This window comes from Flaviflexus ciconiae (assembly GCF_003971195.1).
Classification (GTDB): Bacteria; Actinomycetota; Actinomycetes; order Actinomycetales; family Actinomycetaceae; genus Flaviflexus; species Flaviflexus ciconiae.
In genome coordinates this window covers 316,561-333,313 of record NZ_CP034593.1, presented here as the reverse complement: position 1 = coordinate 333,313, position 16,753 = coordinate 316,561, and the positions used below count along the sequence as shown (strand labels likewise).

The 16,753-nt window shown below is 61.2% G+C and carries 15 protein-coding genes; 6 read left to right on the top strand and 9 right to left on the bottom strand.

What is annotated here, in order from left to right; translation table 11 throughout:
• Window positions 1–41: 41 nt before the first annotated feature.
• The 3 genes from mraZ to dinB all read right to left on the bottom strand — a co-directional run bounded on the left by mraZ (window position 42) and on the right by dinB (window position 2,287).
• Window positions 42–473 (bottom strand): division/cell wall cluster transcriptional repressor MraZ, encoded by a 432-nt coding sequence (gene mraZ, locus EJ997_RS01555; protein ID WP_126703021.1) that lies wholly within the window; start codon window positions 471–473, stop codon window positions 42–44.
• Between the two features lie 207 nt (window positions 474–680).
• Window positions 681–1,052 (bottom strand): DUF3040 domain-containing protein, encoded by a 372-nt coding sequence (locus EJ997_RS01550; RefSeq protein ID WP_126703020.1) that lies wholly within the window; start codon window positions 1,050–1,052, stop codon window positions 681–683.
• A gap of 29 nt (window positions 1,053–1,081) precedes the next feature.
• Complete coding sequence (gene dinB, locus EJ997_RS01545; protein WP_126703019.1) at window positions 1,082–2,287, bottom strand: DNA polymerase IV; 1,206 nt, start codon at window positions 2,285–2,287, stop codon at window positions 1,082–1,084.
• A gap of 23 nt (window positions 2,288–2,310) precedes the next feature.
• Here dinB and EJ997_RS01540 point away from each other — a divergent pair, with 23 nt between their 5' ends.
• Window positions 2,311–3,102: a spermidine synthase gene (locus tag EJ997_RS01540; RefSeq protein ID WP_126703018.1), complete on the top strand. Its 792-nt coding sequence runs from the start codon at window positions 2,311–2,313 to the stop codon at window positions 3,100–3,102.
• Window positions 3,103–3,147: 45 nt separating this feature from the next.
• On the opposite strand, the gene EJ997_RS01535 is transcribed toward EJ997_RS01540, so the two are convergent.
• Window positions 3,148–4,605, bottom strand: coding sequence for an MFS transporter (locus tag EJ997_RS01535; RefSeq protein WP_164719691.1), 1,458 nt, complete (start codon window positions 4,603–4,605; stop codon window positions 3,148–3,150).
• Window positions 4,606–4,762: 157 nt separating this feature from the next.
• The gene (locus EJ997_RS01530; protein WP_126703016.1) at window positions 4,763–5,683 is read right to left on the bottom strand and encodes a PAC2 family protein; all 921 of its coding nucleotides are present in this window, start codon (window positions 5,681–5,683) and stop codon (window positions 4,763–4,765) included.
• Between the two features lie 77 nt (window positions 5,684–5,760).
• Here EJ997_RS01530 and EJ997_RS01525 point away from each other — a divergent pair, with 77 nt between their 5' ends.
• From EJ997_RS01525 to EJ997_RS01510, 4 genes are all read left to right on the top strand, one after another.
• Window positions 5,761–7,833 carry a HelD family protein gene (locus EJ997_RS01525; protein ID WP_126703015.1) on the top strand — a complete coding sequence of 691 codons (2,073 nt, stop codon included), beginning with the start codon at window positions 5,761–5,763 and terminating at the stop codon, window positions 7,831–7,833.
• A complete protein-coding gene (locus EJ997_RS01520; RefSeq protein WP_126703014.1) occupies window positions 7,833–8,234 on the top strand; it encodes a DUF3151 domain-containing protein in 402 nt (133 codons plus the stop codon). The genes EJ997_RS01525 and EJ997_RS01520 overlap by 1 nt, the downstream gene beginning before the upstream one ends.
• A 239-nt stretch (window positions 8,235–8,473) precedes the next feature.
• A complete protein-coding gene (serA, locus tag EJ997_RS01515; protein WP_126703013.1) occupies window positions 8,474–9,682 on the top strand; it encodes a phosphoglycerate dehydrogenase in 1,209 nt (402 codons plus the stop codon).
• A gap of 70 nt (window positions 9,683–9,752) precedes the next feature.
• The gene (locus EJ997_RS01510) at window positions 9,753–11,594 is read left to right on the top strand and encodes an AMP-binding protein (protein WP_126703012.1); all 1,842 of its coding nucleotides are present in this window, start codon (window positions 9,753–9,755) and stop codon (window positions 11,592–11,594) included.
• Between the two features lie 85 nt (window positions 11,595–11,679).
• Here the strand turns inward: EJ997_RS01510 and nrdR are convergent, their stop codons facing one another.
• Both nrdR and EJ997_RS01500 read right to left on the bottom strand, forming a co-directional pair.
• Window positions 11,680–12,159: a transcriptional regulator NrdR gene (gene nrdR, locus EJ997_RS01505; RefSeq protein WP_126703011.1), complete on the bottom strand. Its 480-nt coding sequence runs from the start codon at window positions 12,157–12,159 to the stop codon at window positions 11,680–11,682.
• A gap of 23 nt (window positions 12,160–12,182) precedes the next feature.
• Window positions 12,183–12,473, bottom strand: coding sequence for a hypothetical protein (locus EJ997_RS01500; protein ID WP_126703010.1), 291 nt, complete (start codon window positions 12,471–12,473; stop codon window positions 12,183–12,185).
• Window positions 12,474–12,644: 171 nt separating this feature from the next.
• Between EJ997_RS01500 and lexA the strand changes: the two genes are divergently transcribed.
• A complete protein-coding gene (gene lexA / locus EJ997_RS01495) occupies window positions 12,645–13,301 on the top strand; it encodes a transcriptional repressor LexA (protein ID WP_126703009.1) in 657 nt (218 codons plus the stop codon).
• A 144-nt stretch (window positions 13,302–13,445) separates the two neighbouring features.
• Here the strand turns inward: lexA and EJ997_RS01490 are convergent, their stop codons facing one another.
• Together EJ997_RS01490 and hflX are read right to left on the bottom strand one after the other, a co-directional pair.
• The gene (locus EJ997_RS01490; RefSeq protein WP_228201532.1) at window positions 13,446–15,296 is read right to left on the bottom strand and encodes an ATP-dependent DNA helicase; all 1,851 of its coding nucleotides are present in this window, start codon (window positions 15,294–15,296) and stop codon (window positions 13,446–13,448) included.
• Entirely contained in the window at window positions 15,283–16,752 is a 1,470-nt protein-coding gene (hflX, locus tag EJ997_RS01485; protein WP_126703008.1) for a GTPase HflX, read from the bottom strand. The genes EJ997_RS01490 and hflX overlap by 14 nt, the downstream gene beginning before the upstream one ends.
• Between the last annotated feature and the right edge of the window lies 1 nt (window position 16,753).

The window sequence follows — 16,753 nt, the reverse complement described above, 5'->3', positions numbered from 1 at the left end:
GAATGAAGCCAGAACCACGGGAAGGGGCCGCCGCCCCGGGGCTACAAGAGTCCCGGGATGATCTCGTCATCTCGGTCCGCGAACGCAGCTTCCTGCTCTTCCAGGAACGTGTTCCAGGCGGCGAGGTCCCAGATCTCAACCCGGTTGCCCGCGCCAATGACGGCGAGGTCCCGGTCAAGTCCCGCATACGCCCGCAGGTTGGCGGGGATGGAGATCCGTCCCTGCCGGTCAGGTTCCTGGTCGACAGCTCCCGAGAGGAACACGCGCAGGTAGTTGCGCGCCTCCTTGTTCGAGAGCGGTGCCTTCCGGGCCTGCTCCTGCATCTGCATGAACTCGTCGACTTCGAACACGTAGAGGCAGCGTTCTTGGCCGCGGGTGATAACCATTCCGTCCGCGAGCTGGTCGCGGTACTTGGCAGGCAGAATCAGTCGTCCCTTGTCGTCGAGCTTCGGCTCGAAGGTCCCTAGGAACATCTGACACACCTCCCCCGGCTATCACTGCGCCCCACTTTACCCCACTTTCCTCCACACGCAACCGCGAATCACCGTTCTGACCTGGAGATTTTGGCAGTTTTTAGCCCAAAAAGGCAGTGGAGGGAAAAAGAGACTATCAGCCTATTTTCAGGCACGAAAAAACCCGGCCGAGGCCGGGCTCTTCGCGACGTGGAGGGAAGTGGAGGGCTACCTGCCGTCCTGGTCCCTGCGGCGCTCCCACATTTCTTGCTGGCGCGCCATGAAAGATTCCTTGGTGCTGGAAGCCTGTGCTCCCGCGCTGACCTTAGGTCCGGACGATACGCCGATCGGGCCGGAGAAGATGTAGAGGGCTCCACCGAGCATGACAACGAATCCAATGATTCCGACCCAGCTCATGGAGAAAGCGACCGCGGCAACGAGAATGCCGAGGCCGGCAACGACAATGAAGAGACCGAGAACGAGTCTCTTGAGGGACACCTGGCGAACAGGCTGGAATGACTCGGCAAGCTTGGGATCTTCATCCCTCAGCTGTTCTTCGAGCTGTTCGAGCATCTTCTGCTCATATTCTGACAGCGCCATGGGGGACCTCCTAGTCGTTGTATCGTCCATCATACCCGCTCATCACCCTTAGGTGATAGCAGAGTGCCGGGTCCCACTACCCCTGTGCCAAACCGCTTCCGGATAGTATCCAGGGCTCTTTCAGCTTGTTCCACTCGCCCATCGTCTTCCAGGGTCGCCTGGGAGCTCTCCCCCTCCTCAAGGTTTTCCACGCGAACGCCGATGAGCCGCACCCCATCTTTGGGCATCTCCAACAGCGAAGCAGCGACTCGGTAAATCTCCGATGCGAGGTTCGTGGGGGTGGGAAGGGTGTGCGAGCGGGTGATGGTCGTAAACGAGGCATCCCGCACCTTGATGCTGACCCGCCACGCCACAAAACCCCGGTCTCGCAGCCTTCCGGCGCAGGCGTGAGACTGGTCAAGCATCCTGGCTTCAACTTCGGAGCGGTCGGTTAACAGCTCAAAGTAGGTTTCTTCCTTACCGATCGATTTCTCCACCCGGGTTGTGACAACCTGCCGGGGGTCAATTCCGTTGGCAAGCTCCCAGAGATTCACACCGGACTTACCCAGCATCCGCGAAAAGTCATCGCGGGACAGTTCCCTAACGTCGGCAATGGAGTTAATTCCCCGCTGACGGAGCCTCGTCCGGGTCGCTTCTCCCACTCCCCATATCGCTTCCAGCGGAAGATCATCCAAGAACGCCTGCGTCTGCCCTTTCGGAACCAGCAGGAAACCATCGGGTTTCGCGTGAGCGGAAGCAATCTTCGCCACGTGCTTTGTTGCGGCGATCCCAACGGAGGCGGGCACGCCCTCCTGCTCGCGGACCCGGCGGCGAATCTCTTGCGCAATCTGAACGGGAGAGTGTTTGCGGTCCCCCGACACGTCGAGAAACGCTTCGTCGACCGAGATCTGCTCAAGGAGCGGAGTAAATTCTCCCAGGATCTCCATGACCCTGCGGGACACGGTCGAATAGATTCCGTGCCGCACGGGGATCATGATGAGGTTCGGGCACAGCCGCTTTGCCTGCCCCACGGGCATAGCCGAATTCACACCGAAGGCGCGCGCCTCGTAGGACGCGGACGTGACGACACCGCGCTCTGCACCGCCAACCGCAACGGGAAGTCCGCGCAGATGGGGCCTTTCCAGAAGTTCCACCTCGACGAAGAAAGCATCCATGTCGACGTGGAGGATCGGCGTTTGAGAGTCGTCTCCGCCTCTCATGCGGCGAGCCGCCTGGGATCTGGGAGCCCGAGACATGACACCTCCCGTAATCTAACCTCATGGAAGAAATGACATCGATGAGCGTGGCCAGCATTGGGGTCGATCCCGATCGACCCTCTCTGTTAACACTCTATCTGGATGGTCTGCCTTCGTCAGCGCTGGATCTGACCGATCCCGAGCATCTCGAGTTCGAGTACATGCAGCACATGAGGATCATGGTGGAAGCAAAGCGGCCTCGAGGTACGCGAATAAAGGCTCTCCACATCGGCGGCGCGGGGTGCGCACTGCCGCGAGCTCTCGATTCTTCCCACCCGAACTCCCGACAGCTCGCCATCGAGGTCGACGAAATTCTTGCCACAAAGGTCCGCGAATGGTTCCCGCTCCCCCGCTCACCGCTCCTGAGAATTCGGGCCGCCGAGGGACGACAGACCCTGCAGCAGCAGGCCGGACGCAACTGGGACATCATCGTGCGTGATGCCTTCGCGGGAGGCACCGTCCCCTACCAGCTCATGACCTACGAGGCCGCGGTCGACGCGCGAAATGCTCTTGCTCCCGACGGCGCTTACCTGCTTAACCTGTCCCGGCACGACAAGCCGGAGATCGCAACAATTCTTGCGGTCTTCCCGCACGTCGTTGTTATCACCGACCCGGCCATCTGGGCCGGACGCCGCTACGGAAACATCACGCTTGGCGCATCCATGACGCCATGGCAGGACATGCACAGGGAAGTTTTCCGACTACCGCTCCCGGCCCGGATCTACTCCGATCTCACGCCCTCAGCCGCTCCGTTCCATGACCTACCGGAAGACTTCACCCCGACGCACCGATCGATAGTAGCTGGCCCGGAGTAGCTCACCTGTCCGCCGGTCGATGCGATCAGGATTTTCCCTAGACGGTCAGGGCTTTTCCGGTGAATCGCCCTCGGGTGAGGAATCAGTCGCCCGATCGCCAGGGCCTTCCTCCGGCATGGGTGAGGAACGCTCCGCTCGCTCAGCGGGGAAACCATCTACTTGCTCGGAAGACGATTGCCCGCCCGCCTCCGGTAACGAATTTCGTTCCGGATCCGTCGCAGGGGCTTCAACCGAACCATTGGCAGGATCTTCGCGCTGGTCCGTGGTCGCGGCTCGATACGACGTACTCGCGCTGTCACGAGCCGGTTTTCCGTCGCTATCGGTGGGACGCGTGGGAGGTACGGTACTTGACGGGCCCGCCACGCCCTTTTCCAGGCGCAGGAGCTCATTGAAGCGCGGGAAGTCGGCTCGTCGTTCTCTGACGATGCGTTCGATGGCAACCCGTGCCGGCTCGATTGTCATGCCCAGGTGCTGTTCGTATCGCCTGTTTGACGCTGGTCCGAGAGCGAGGAAGCCGATAAGCCCGATAAGGATAATGACGAACTGGGCGGACAGGGCAACACGGAAGTCCATGGCCGTGTAGTCGCCGTCCGGGGCGCGAGCGTCAAGGATGACGCCGATGACGTAGGAGACGAGGAGAGCTGCCGTAAAGGCACCCTGGTTGACGAGACCATTTGCGGAGCCCAGCTTGCTGAGTGGAACGGACGTTCGAGCATAGTCGAAGCCCATGGTGGAGCCGGATCCTGCGAGTGCAATGACGAACAGGAGGACGGAGAACTCCCAGATCTCGACGGGTCGGTCGCGAGTCAGGATGTAGGCCCAGGATCCCGCGAGCACAAGCATGATGCCGACAACCGACCATTCCCGACGCAGCGGATGCCTGGATGTCAGTCTCGCCACGAGAGGTCCGGCAATAATGCCGGAGATTGAGAAGACGATGAGGACGGCGGAGGCGACGGCCTGGTCGATTCCGTTGACCGTCATAAACGGCACGCCCCACAGGAGCAGGAAAACGTGTGAGGAGAATCCGAGTGCGAAGTGAGCCCAGAAGCCCTGCCAGACACCGGGATGGGTGAATGCACTCGCGCCGCCCTTCTCGGCGTTACGGACGAACGTTTCCTTTTCCCGAATGAAGACCGCGGCAGTGAGCCCGACGATGCCGCCGGCAACACCGAGACCCACAAATGCTGATTCCCAGCCAAAGTGTGCGAGTGCCATGGCAAACGGCAGGGAGGAGACAACCTGCCCGAGTTGGCCAAGAATCGACGTGAGCTGCGTATAGAGGGGGACCTTCTGGGCGGGGAACCATTGCGGGATGAGTCGGATCACGGAGGTGTAGGCGGTGGCATCGCCGAGTCCAATCAGAACGCGGGCAACGAGCGCCGATCCGTAGGTTCCGGCGAAGGCAAGCCAACCCTGGCCGAGCGCCAGAATGATAGCTCCACCAACGATGATGGGGCGGGACCCGAAGCGGTCCAGGAGCACCCGAGCGGGATCTGACAACCCGCGTAAACTCCCAGCTGGATAACTGTGAAGAGGGACAGCTCGGTGGCCGAGATGTCGAATCGAGATAGCGCGTCAAGAGAGGCGACTCCGAAGCTGGTGCGGGCCGCGACCGCCATGATGTAGACGGCGAGCCCCGCCAGCCAGATACGCTTGCTCATTCGTCGTCGCGCTTGGCGTGCCTTCCTCGCTTGCGCTTGGGACGAGTGCTGCGGCGAGCAAGGAACTGCTCCGCCGCCTCTCCCAGTTCGTCAGCGGTCGGAATTTCTGTCGTGCCGTCGGAAGGAATAATGAACCCGGTGTTGGGTCCTTCGGTGTCGTACTCCTGCTCGAGGGACGTCACGAGGTTGTGGAAGTCTTCCTGTTCTCCGTAGGCGGCCTCGATCTGGTCGGACTCGGTTTGGGCGACGCGCTCAAGGTCACCGACCGGCAGGGCAAGCCCCGAGTCGTCGGCCACGTACGTGGCAACCGCTCCGGCTGCCGCCGCGTAGACCGAGTTCACGAGGTAGAACGGAACGCGGGCCAGAACCGAGGACGTGTCGATGCCAGCGGCACCGAGGGTGTAGACGAGGAACTCGGAGAAGTTCACGGACTGAATGTAGGAGGATTCCTGGTCGGGCTGGGACTTGCGGTAGCCGCGGATCAGGAGGTCAACGGGGCGCGTGTGCGGGATCCCCGACGGTAGTCCGCCAAGGGCGTAGAACCTTTCCACACCGAACTGGGTGGCAAGCTGAAGAACGCCTTCGGCCAGGGAGTGCCAGCGCAGGTCCGGCTCGTTGCCGCGCAGCAGAAGCAGCTTCTCCCCTTCGATGTCCTCGACGATGTGCACGTCGAGCCGCGGGTCCGTCATCCTCGTCATCGCACCGTTTTCAAAGGTGATAAGCGGGCGTTCGGAACGGAAGTCGAAGATCAGATCGGGGTCGAAAGAAGCAATGAGCTCCCCTTCCCCGATGCTCTGTCCAATGGCACCGGAGATCCCTCCTGCGTCGAAGGGTCCACCGCCCACCGCGCAGATCAATGTCGTGATCTGCTGTGGAGTTTCGTCAGGATCTGATGTGAATTCCAGCAGGTCCGTCATGGTCCACCTCCGCTCGATGATGACAAGACGCCTGTCCGTCTTGGATAATTGTATGTCTCATCAGCGAGGGAGGAACAATGGACGCATTATCTGAGGAGCAGGGGTACGTCGATCAGGCGTATGCACGTCTCGACTCCCTAGCGGCAGGATACTCCCGCAAACTCACCGAAATACGGGCCCAGGGTGGGCGTGGAAACCCCGAGGAACTGTTCCAGAGGGACTCGTTCGCGGCCGACTACGAGGACCATTTGGCCCGCCTCTCGCACGTCGAACACCAGCTCGTTCTCGGCCGACTCGACGCCGAAACCGGTGAAGTGGAGCATATTGGGCGCATCGGACTGCGTGATGAGAATCGCAATGTGATTCTTCTCGACTGGAGGGCTCCGCAGGCGGAGCCCTTCTATCAGGCAACCGCACTCAACCCTCAGGGCATGGTGCGCAGGCGCCACATTCAGTCCCGGCTCCGCAAAGTTGTTTCCGTTGAAGATGAGCTCCTGACCTCCGACGCCGAGGCGACGGAAAACCTGAACCTCACGGGCGAGGGCGCCCTCATGGCCTCTCTCGGCTCTGCCCGTCAGGGCCACATGAGCGACATCGTTGCCACGATCCAGGTCGAACAGGACAGGATCATTCGCGCTGACTCCACCGGTGTCCTCGTCGTCCAGGGCGGTCCCGGCACCGGCAAGACAGCCGTGGCCCTCCACCGCGCCGCCTATCTCCTGTATGCACACCGCAAGCGACTCTCCCGTTCCGGTGTTCTTATTCTGGGCCCCAGCACGGGCTTCCTCTCCTACATTTCCCGCGTCCTCCCCTCGCTCGGCGAGTCCGACGTCGTCTCGTCAACGGTCTCCGATCTCCTTCCCGGAATTACCCCAACCCGCGAAGACACCCCCGCAGCCGCCGACGTCAAGGGCAGAACGGTGTGGGCCGCGATCGCCAAGCGAGCAGTCAACTACCTGCGCAGGCCGCTCAAGAAACCGGTCACGATCAGGGTCAACTCCCACAACATCCGGCTCACCCCGGACATGGTGGCCGCGGGGCAGGCTCGGGCGCGCCGCCACGGCGGACCACACAACGCCGCCCGCGAAGCGTATGCTCGCACGGTCGTTGAAGAACTCGTCCAGGAATACCTCACGGTCACCGACACCGAGAACCAGGACTGGCTGCTCGCCGACATTGCTTCAAACGAAAAGGTGCGCCGCGAAGTCAACCTCCGGTGGCTGCCCGCTTCCCCCACGTGGCTTCTCGAGCACCTCTACGCACACCCCAACCTTCTAGCCGAACTTGCGCCGGAACTCTCGGGCAGCGAGCGCGCACTCCTCGCTCGTCCGCGCGGCGAAGGCTTCACCTCGGCGGACATCCCGATCCTCGACGAACTTGCCGAACTACTCGGCGATGCACCCATCCAAGAGCAGATCGAGGACACGCTCGAGGCATACACGCAGGCAACCCTGTCCGGCATGGATCTAGGCGGCGGTATCGTCACCGCGAAAATGCTTGCCGACAGGCAGCGCCAGGCAACCGCATCGCACCTGCCCCTGGCGGAACGTGCCGCGGCGGACCGCACGTGGGCCTACGGCCACGTCGTGGTCGACGAAGCGCAGGAACTGTCTCCGCTCGCGTGGCGCATGGTGGCACGGAGGGTGCCCTCACGTTCACTCACGATCGTCGGCGACCTCGACCAGCGTTCCCAGGGCGCCCCGGAAGGTGGCTGGCGCGAGCTTCTCGGCCCACTAGCATCGCACCTGACCGAGGAGGTCCTGACGATCTCCTACCGCACGCCCGCCACCGTTCTCGACGAGGCCGAAGCCGCAATGAACCGGCGCGACATCAAGCTCCACCACCCCGTGAATGCCGTGCGAGAGGTCGAGAATTCACTGCGCACCGCACCGCTGGAGACCGCAATCGAGGAGGAACTTGAGTTCCTCAACAGCGAGTTTGGGCCGGGCCAAGGACTCATTGCCGTGATCTCGAACGCCCCACCCCACATCGACCACCCGCAGGTGCACACCATGACGCCACGCGAGTCGAAGGGCCTGGAGTTCGATTCCGTCATCATCCATGGGACGATCGAGGAGCCGGGCGATCTCTACGTCGCCATGACCAGACCAACCCAGCACCTCATCCTTACCCCAGGAACGGAAATCTGATGCATATCTCTATCGGCCCAGAATCGACCTACCTTCCCGAAGACCCCGAGGTCGACTCCCTGATCGCCTCCCAGGATCCGGAGACCGTAGCCCGCATCCGTCCCGACTCCCCGCTTGCGTGGGCAGTATTGGCGCAGGACGCCTGGGACCACGGAGACGAACTCGAGTCGTATGCCTTCGCCCGCGTCGGCTACCACCGCGGCCTCGACCTGCTCCGTCGCAATGGCTGGAAAGGCAAGGGCCCCGTCCCCTACTCCCACGAGCCCAACCGCGGTTTCCTCCAGGCACTCTATTGCCTGGGCCGCGCCGCCGAGGCCATTGGAGAAACCGACGAGGTTACGAGGATCTCCGAGTTCCTCGACGATTGCGATCCTTCCGCCCGCGCCCAGCTCGAGAAGTAGCAGCACCGTCTTCCGCGGTTGCCGGACTTGGCTGGCCCGCGCTTACGGAAACCGACCGTGCAACCCTGTGGTGCCCGGTGGGAGGCATCACCGCACGGGCCAACGCATTCTGGCACGGTCCACCAATCCCGGCTCTGCAGCCTCAGGACCACGTCAATGGGCCGGCACATCTTGAGGATTACTTCTCATCTTTCGGCACACGTTTGCCCAATGGGTGGACAGGCGACGAAGATGGTCCCATGACTCGTGCCCTGCTTCTTGAGAATCCGCACTCGAACGCTGACGCCGCCTTTGCTCGCGCCGGCATCGAGGTCATCCGCCACCGCGGCGCCCTCGACGAAGACGATCTCATTTCGGCCCTCGACGATATCGACATCCTCGGTATCCGATCTAAGACGGAGGTCACCCGGAAAGTCATCGAGGCCCGCCCCGACCTCCTGGCTATCGGCACGTTCTCGATCGGCACCAACCAGATTGACCTGGAAGCCGCCACGAACAAGGGCGTGGCCGTATTCAACGCCCCGTACTCCAACACCCGCTCCGTCGTGGAACTCGCCATTGGCGAGATCATCTCCCTGTCGCGACGTCTGCCGGTGCAGAACGACGCGCTCCACAAGGGCATTTGGGAGAAGTCGGCGGCCGGCTCCCACGAGGTCCGCGGCCGCACCCTCGGCATCATCGGATTCGGCAACATCGGCATGCAGCTATCGGTTGTTGCCGAAGCACTAGGCATGAGGGTCGTGTTCTACGACACGGCCGAGAAACTCGTGATCGGTAACGCCCGCCGCATGAACTCCCTCGAGGAGCTCCTCGAGGTCGCGGACGTCGTCACCATCCACGTCGATGGTCGCGCCTCCAACAAAAACTTCTTTGGCGAGGAGCAGTTTAAGTTGATGAAGCCGGGCGCTATCTTCCTCAACCTGTCCCGCGGCTTCATTGTCGACATTGATGCACTCGCTGCTCGCGTGAAGGATGGTTCGATCGCCGGAGCCGGCGTCGACGTCTTCCCGACCGAACCCCGCGGGAACGGAGACCCATTCGATTCGGTCCTCACGGGCCTCGACAACGTTATTCTTACGCCCCATGTCGGTGGCTCCACCGAAGAAGCCCAGCGGGCCATCGGCCTGTTCGTGTCGGAGAAGCTCGTGAGCTACTTCCGCAAGGGCGCCACCGACATGTCGATCAACATGCCGCAAATCGTCGATTCGCCTGCGCTGTCGTCCCGCTACCGGATAGCCTGGGTGCACTCGAATATGCCGGGCGCCCTCGCCAAGGTCAACCAGGTATTCGCAGAGTCCGGTGCCAACATCGACGCCCAGCAGCTCGCCACCCAGGGCCAGATTGGTTACATGGTGACCGACATCGCATCCAATATTCCCGAAGATGCGGTCGCTGCTCTGGCGAAATCCCCCGAAACAATCCGGCTTCGAGTTCTGTCACGAGATTAATTTTCGGGACTACAGCGATCCAACATGACAAGATGGACCGTAGTCCACTTTTGCATGTGAGGAGAACACTATGGCGCGTGCCCACTATCCTGCCGGAGTACCCGACGAGATCGAGCTTCCGACAGTTCCATTGACCGACCTGCTTGATCGCGCGGTCGCCGCTTTCCCAAAGAGGCACGCGATTGACTTCATCGGACAGAAGACCAGTTACGAAGAGCTGAGCGAACTCGTCAAGAAGACCGCCTCCATGCTGTCGCTGGCCGGCGTAAAGAAGGGCGATGTTGTCGCCGCGATCCTTCCCAACTGCCCCCAGCACGTGGCACTCGCCTACGCTACCTGGTCGCTCGGCGCGACCCTGGCCGAACACAATCCGCTCGCTAAGACGAGCGAGCTCATCGCCCAGCTCGACAATCACGGCGGCAAGATTGTCGTTGGCTGGGAAAAGACCCTAACGGATCTCGCCGACCACCTGCCCGGCAGGACAATCTTTGCGGTCAACCTGACGGCCGCCCTCCCCAAGCGTTCCCAGATGCTCCTGAAGCTTCCAATCAAGGCCGCAAAGGCGCAGAAGAAGAAGATGAGGGGCCGCGTGCCCGATCACGTTTACTCCTTCGAGAAGATGGTGGCCTCGGCACCGGCTTCGTTTGTCGGCGAGACGCCGGGCATGGACGACGTGGCCGTCTACCTCCACACGGGTGGCACAACAGGTGTGCCGAAGGCCGTGTGCCTCACCCACATGAACCTGATGTCGAACTACACGCAGGTCATCACCTGGCTCCACGAGTTCAAACGTGGCGAGGAGACCATTGCGTCGATCCTGCCGTTCTTCCACGCCTTCGGCATGATGCTGTCCCTTGTCCTCTCGATCGGCCTCGGTGCTACGCAGGACATCCTTCCCAGCTTCGACCCGAAGATGCTGATCGCCGCAAACAAGCGTCACCCCATCACATTCTTCGGGGGTGTTCCCCCGATGTACGAGAAGATCCTCGCCGAGATTGGCGACGACCCGAACCCGTTCACGAAGCTCCGCTATTCGGTATCCGGCGCCATGGCGCTCCTTCCCGAGCTCGCCGCTCAGTGGGAAGAGAAGACCGACTCCCTCGTCATCGAGGGCTACGGCATGACCGAGTCCTCCCCCGTGCTCTCCGGTTCTCCCGTTTCCCCCGCACGCAGGCCCTCCACCCTCGGGCTTCCCTTCCCGTCTGTCGACGCAAAGGTCGTGAACCCCGACAACATTGAAGAGGAGATGCCGTTGGGAGAGGTTGGCGAGCTGCTCGTTCGCGGACCGAATGTCTTTGTCGGCTACCTCAACCAGCCCGAGGAAACTGCTGCCACCCTGATCGACGGCGAATGGCTCCGCACGGGTGACCTCGTCCGCTGGGACGATGGCTTCCTGGTCATGGCCGACCGCCGCAAAGAAATGATCATCCGTTCCGGCTTCAACGTCTACCCCTCGCAGGTTGAGGAAGCTGTCCGCTCCATGCCCGGCATCCGCGACGTCGCCGTTGTCGGCATGCCCGACGGATCCGCAGGCGAAGCCGTCGTTGCTGCGCTCGTTCTTGAGCCCGGCGCTTCAATTGATCTGGAGAATGTGCGCAAGTGGACCCAGGACAAGCTCTCCAACTACTCGATGCCCAAGTCCATCGCCGTCTTCGACGAGCTCCCCCGCTCCCAGCTCGGCAAGGTCATGAGGCGCTCCGTCCGCGAGCAACTCGACGATCTCGAGCTTCAGGCCGGCCAGTGGCGGAAGAAGCTTTCCGAAACCGGCGATGAACTACGCGAACGCGCCAGCGAATTCCGCCACCGCATGGATAGCTCACGGGAAAAGCCTGCGGGCAATGCAAATGCACCCCAGCCCGACCAATCAGCACGTGATCAGTCCGCGAGTAGCGACGACACTTGCGACAAGTAGTCGGATACGCGCAGGAACGTAACTGTCGTTCTCATAGTTGTGCTCCCCACCAAAACGGTCGGGAGCACAATTATGTTAAGTATTCCTACTGCTCACTATCGCCAGCCGGAGCAAGTTCGCCACCCGATTCCTTGAGTTCCTCGATGGCCGCCTGGAAGTCATCGAGATCTTCGAAGTTGAGGTAGACGGAAGCGAAGCGCAGGTAAGCGATCTGATCGAGCTCACGAAGCGGGCCAAGGATTGCGCGACCGATGTCGTCGGAATTGATGTGGGCGGCACCGGTGGCGCGCACATTCTCTTCCACCTGGCTCGCAAGGACCGCCAGGTCGTCTCGGGTGACGGGCCTGTTCTGGCATGCCTTCAAGACACCGTCAATGATCTTCTCTCGTGAGAAAGGTTCAGTGACACCCGAACGCTTGACGACGACGAGGGATGCCGTCTCGGTTGTCGTGAATCTCCGCTTGCACACGGGGCACTCGCGACGACGTCGAATGGCCTGACCCTCATCGAGCGAACGGGAGTCAATGACGCGGGAATCTGTGTTGTGGCAGAACGGGCAATGCATTCTGCCATTTTACACAGGGCGTCTTACATGGAGAGCCAGAGCTGTAGTCCAAAAGCAAGGGCAACGCTGGTAGCGACAAGGGCGCTGGCCTTGAGGACGCCGACGAGGCGCTGGAGGCCAGGGTAGACAACGGCGTCGGGAGCGATCTCATGCTGCTCCGCCACGACGCTCAGTCGAGCCTTGCGAGCTGGAGCTTCCGGTGCCGCCATCTGCGGAACGTCGATCGGGGTCCGGTTGGAGACGGGGCGCAGACGGGGCAGATCAATGGGACGCAACCCTGTTGTCTCAGGCTTGGTTACGAGAAGAGCACTCATGGCGTATCTCCTTCTTTTCTCGAACGTTTGTTCTCGAACATCTGTTTGCATTCTATACACGACATGCCGGTTAGAACAAGTGTTTGATTGTTCACCTCGTGGTGCATATCCTGGATCCAACTTACGAAGCGACTCGGACAGAAAAAGTCGCAACCCGATAGCGAGGGCAACATGGCCGACAAGATCAGTACGAGACAGCTCGAGATTCTTGCGTTCCTACGCGATTCCATTAGCGAAAACGGATACGCCCCAACGGTTCGCGAGACCTGCACCGGCATCGGCCTGTCCAGCCCCTCGTCGGTCAAGTACCACTTTGATGCACTCGAGTCGCACGGCCTGATCGATCGCGATCCCCAGCGTCCTCGCACGCTCACTCTGACGCCTGCCGGCCGAGCACTGTTCCCTGAGGAAGAAGCTCCGAAACCGGTCGCGAGTATTGACGAGCTTCGGGCTGACTCTGTTGATGTTCCCCTCGTCGGACGCATTGCCGCTGGCTCCCCGATCCTCGCCGATCAAATGGTTGAGGAAGTCTTCTCCATTCCGCGCCAGATGACCGGCAACGGCGAGATGTTCATGCTCGAGGTATCCGGTGATTCGATGGTCGACGCAGGCATCTTCGACGGTGACTGGGTGGTTGTCCGCAGGCAGCAGGACGCACGTAATGGCGATATTGTTGCCGCTCTTATCGACGACGAAGCCACCGTGAAGACCTTCGACCGGAGGGACGGGCACGTGTGGCTTCTCCCCCATAACGACGCCTACGCACCAATTCCGGGAGACATGTCCACCATTCTTGGGCGCGTCGTCACCGTTATTCGCGCCTTATAGTCGAGAATTTAAGTACTCAAGCACTGTCACTCATCGGTCACTCGTGGAGCGGCAGTGCTTGTTTTTGCCCTAGATTGGGCCCCGGATTCTCACGAGGTCCCCGCAGCTACTCATGTCGGCGAGGCCCTATTGACACTTAGCCCCCTATTGACCGCGTGCAAGACGCTCAAGGGACTTCTTCGTGAGTTCAAGATCCTTTGTTGGCCACATGTCCGGCATACCGGAGCGAAGGTAGCCTCCGTATGCCTTGGAGACGAGGCGGGAGTCAAAGATTGCGACAACTCCCCTGTCAGTGGTCGAACGCAGGAGCCTGCCAGCCCCCTGGGCCATGAGAACCGCCGCATGGGTTGCTGACACCTGCATGAAGCCATTCCCGCCGCGCTTACCCACCTGCTCGGTCCGAGCTTGCGAAACGGGATCGTCCGGCCTGGGGAACGGAATCCTGTCAATGAGAACGAGCCGACATGCTCTCCCCGGAATATCGATTCCCTGCCACAGTGAAAGAGTGCCAACGAGGCAGGCGCGGTCGTCTTCCTTGAAGTCACTGACCAGGGTGGAAAGCTGATCCTCTCCCTGGCAGAAGATGGGCAGATCGGTGTGCTTGCGGAAGTATTCCGCGGCCACCTCAGCTCCCCTTCGCGAGGAGAACAGCCCGAGCGCACCACCATCGGATGCTCTCAGGAGCTCGGCCATACGGGCGAGCGCCTCGTCGCCCTGTCCGTCCCGACCGGGGGCCGGCAGGTCAGCAGCCACGTACATGATTCCCTGCTTGGGGTACTCAAAGGGAGAGCCAACATCCAGTCCCTCCCACGGACCCTGGTCGGGGAAGGCTAAGCCAACCTGGTATGCCATGGGGTCAAAGGAACCACCAATTTCGAGGGTGGCCGACGTCAGAACTGCGGCCCGTTCAGAGAAGACGTTGTTCGCGATCGGGCCTGCCACGTCAAGAGGAGCACCATACAGGGCGTCCTCGTTTGCCCACACAACGTACTTGCCATCCTCGGAGAGAAGATCGTCGATGTCCTTCATGAAGGCTTTCGCCCACTGTTCTGACTCGCAGGAATCCTTGAGAGCTCGCGCCATAGCGCCGAGCGGTTCCCTGATCGTGTCTGGCACGATCCGCATTCGCCCTTCAGCTTCCTTGAGTGCGTCAAGCAGGGAGTCGCCGTGACGAGAGAATTCGGTGTCGAGTTTTCCGGCTGATCGCATCATGCGGGAGATTCGGCCGATATCTGCGGCACCGACCCTGATTGTCAGCTGGCTGGTCACCCTACCGACAAGATCGTGGGCCTCGTCGATGATAACGGCACCGGCCTCGGGAAGCACTTCAATTCCTGAGGACTGCACGCCCAACATCGCATGGTTGGTGATCACAATGTCGGCTTCCATGGCTTCCTCACGGGCCTTCTCGGGGAAGCATTCGTTAAACAGGGGGCAGTCCTTGCCGTCGCATTCTTGCTTCGACACGGAAATCTGCCGCCACGCCAAATCCGGCACACCGGGAACCAGGGAGTCCCTGTCACCGTTCTCGGATTCCAGCGCCCATTCCCGAGCCCGCAAAACGTGCTTACCCATATCGGTAGCCTGCTCTTCACCGAAGAGTGCTTCACCAAAGAGAGATTCTTGTCCTGCGGTCTGGTTCACGCGCTTCAGGCAGGCATAGTTTTGCCAGCCTTTGAGGAGGGCGGTCTTCACGCGCACACCTGTGTCTGCCGCAACCGCGTCTATGACCCTGGGAGCGTCCTCCTGGGTGATTTGCCGTTGCAGGGCAAGCGTCGCGGTCGAGACGATAGCTCTTCCACCGGTCTTTGCCACCCATTGAACGGCAGGGACAAGATAGCCCATGGACTTACCGGTGCCGGTGCCTGCTTGGACGAGCAGGTGACCCCCGTCAGTTAGTGCATCGTAGACGGCTTCCGCCATCTCAACCTGGCCCTCGCGCCGACTGCCCCCGATCTCGGAAACAACGGCGTCGAGAACCTCAACGACCGACACTGAGGAGCTCGGCGGCAAGATCCTCGTCAACGAGAGCCTCAAGGACCGTTCCGTCCTCCGAGTACTCTTCCCTGAGGATCTCCCCATCCGTGTGGACACGAGAAATAAGGTCACCGCGATCAAACGGGATCGTGACGGACACGGCAACACTCGGGCGCGGCAATCCGTCCGCAATCCGGTCACGAAGCTCCTCGATGCCTTCACCGGTCTTCGACGAGACCACCACGGCGCCCGGGTAGCGGGAACGCAGCGCAGCGAGGTCAATCGGGTCCGCCAGGTCCGCCTTCGACAGGACGATAATCTCCGGGACGTCCTCGGCACCGTCAACCTCCCGCAGGACATCGTGCACGGCGTTAACCTGACCGACCGGGTCCGGATGGGCAGCGTCGACCACGTGAAGCATGAGATGTCCTTCGGCAACCTCCTCCAGCGTCGAACGGAACGCCTCCACGAGCTGGGTCGGCAAGGATCTCACGAAACCAACAGTGTCGGAAATTGTGTAGGCGCGGCCGTCTTCGGTCTCGCTTCTACGGACCGTGGGATCGAGCGTGGCAAACAGTGCGTTCTCAACGAGAACATCCGCATTGGTCAGGCGGTTCATGAGCGACGACTTACCGGCGTTCGTATATCCAACAACGACGACGGAGGGAAGTCCGTGGCGCCTGCGGTTCGAGCGCTGGGTTCGCCGTGCCGGCTCCATGTTGGCGATGTCGCGCTTGAGCTTCGCCATGCGCTGGCGAATACGCCGACGATCAAGCTCAATCTGGGTCTCACCGGGGCCACGGGAGCCGATACCGTCACCGGCGCCGACGCGTCCGCCCGCCTGACGGGACATCGATTCACCCCAGCCGCGCAGTCGCGGAAGCAAGTATTCGAGCTGGGCGAGTTCCACCTGGGCCTTACCCTCTCGGGATTTGGCGTGCTGGGCAAAAATATCGAGGATAAGCGTCGTGCGGTCAATGACCTTGACCTTCGTAACATCCTCAAGGTTCCTTCGCTGGTTCGGCGAAAGCTCGGAGTCCACAATGATGGTGTCAGCGCCGGTGCTTGCAACAAGATCAGCAACTTCACGGGCCTTGCCCGAACCCAGGTACGTAGCATTATCCGGCTTATCTCGGCGCTGTAAAACACCCGCAAGAACAACGGATCCAGCGGTCTCAGCAAGGGCAGCAAGTTCGCGTAGAGAGACTTCCGCGTCTTCGGCGGTGCCGGATGTCCAGATACCGACGAGGACAACGTTTTCAAGCCGGAGCTTTCGGTATTCGACCTCGGTGATGTCCTGGAGTTCGGTCGACAGGTTCGGAACCCTCTTGAGCGAGGATCTCTGTTCTCTGTCAAGCTCGTCTCCGGCATACTCCGGCTGGTAGTCAGCGTCCGCTTGCAGGGCCGTGCCCTTGCGGGATGAAATATCGCGATCGGTAATGTGTCTCTCCTTTTCGTTGCACCATTGTCTCACG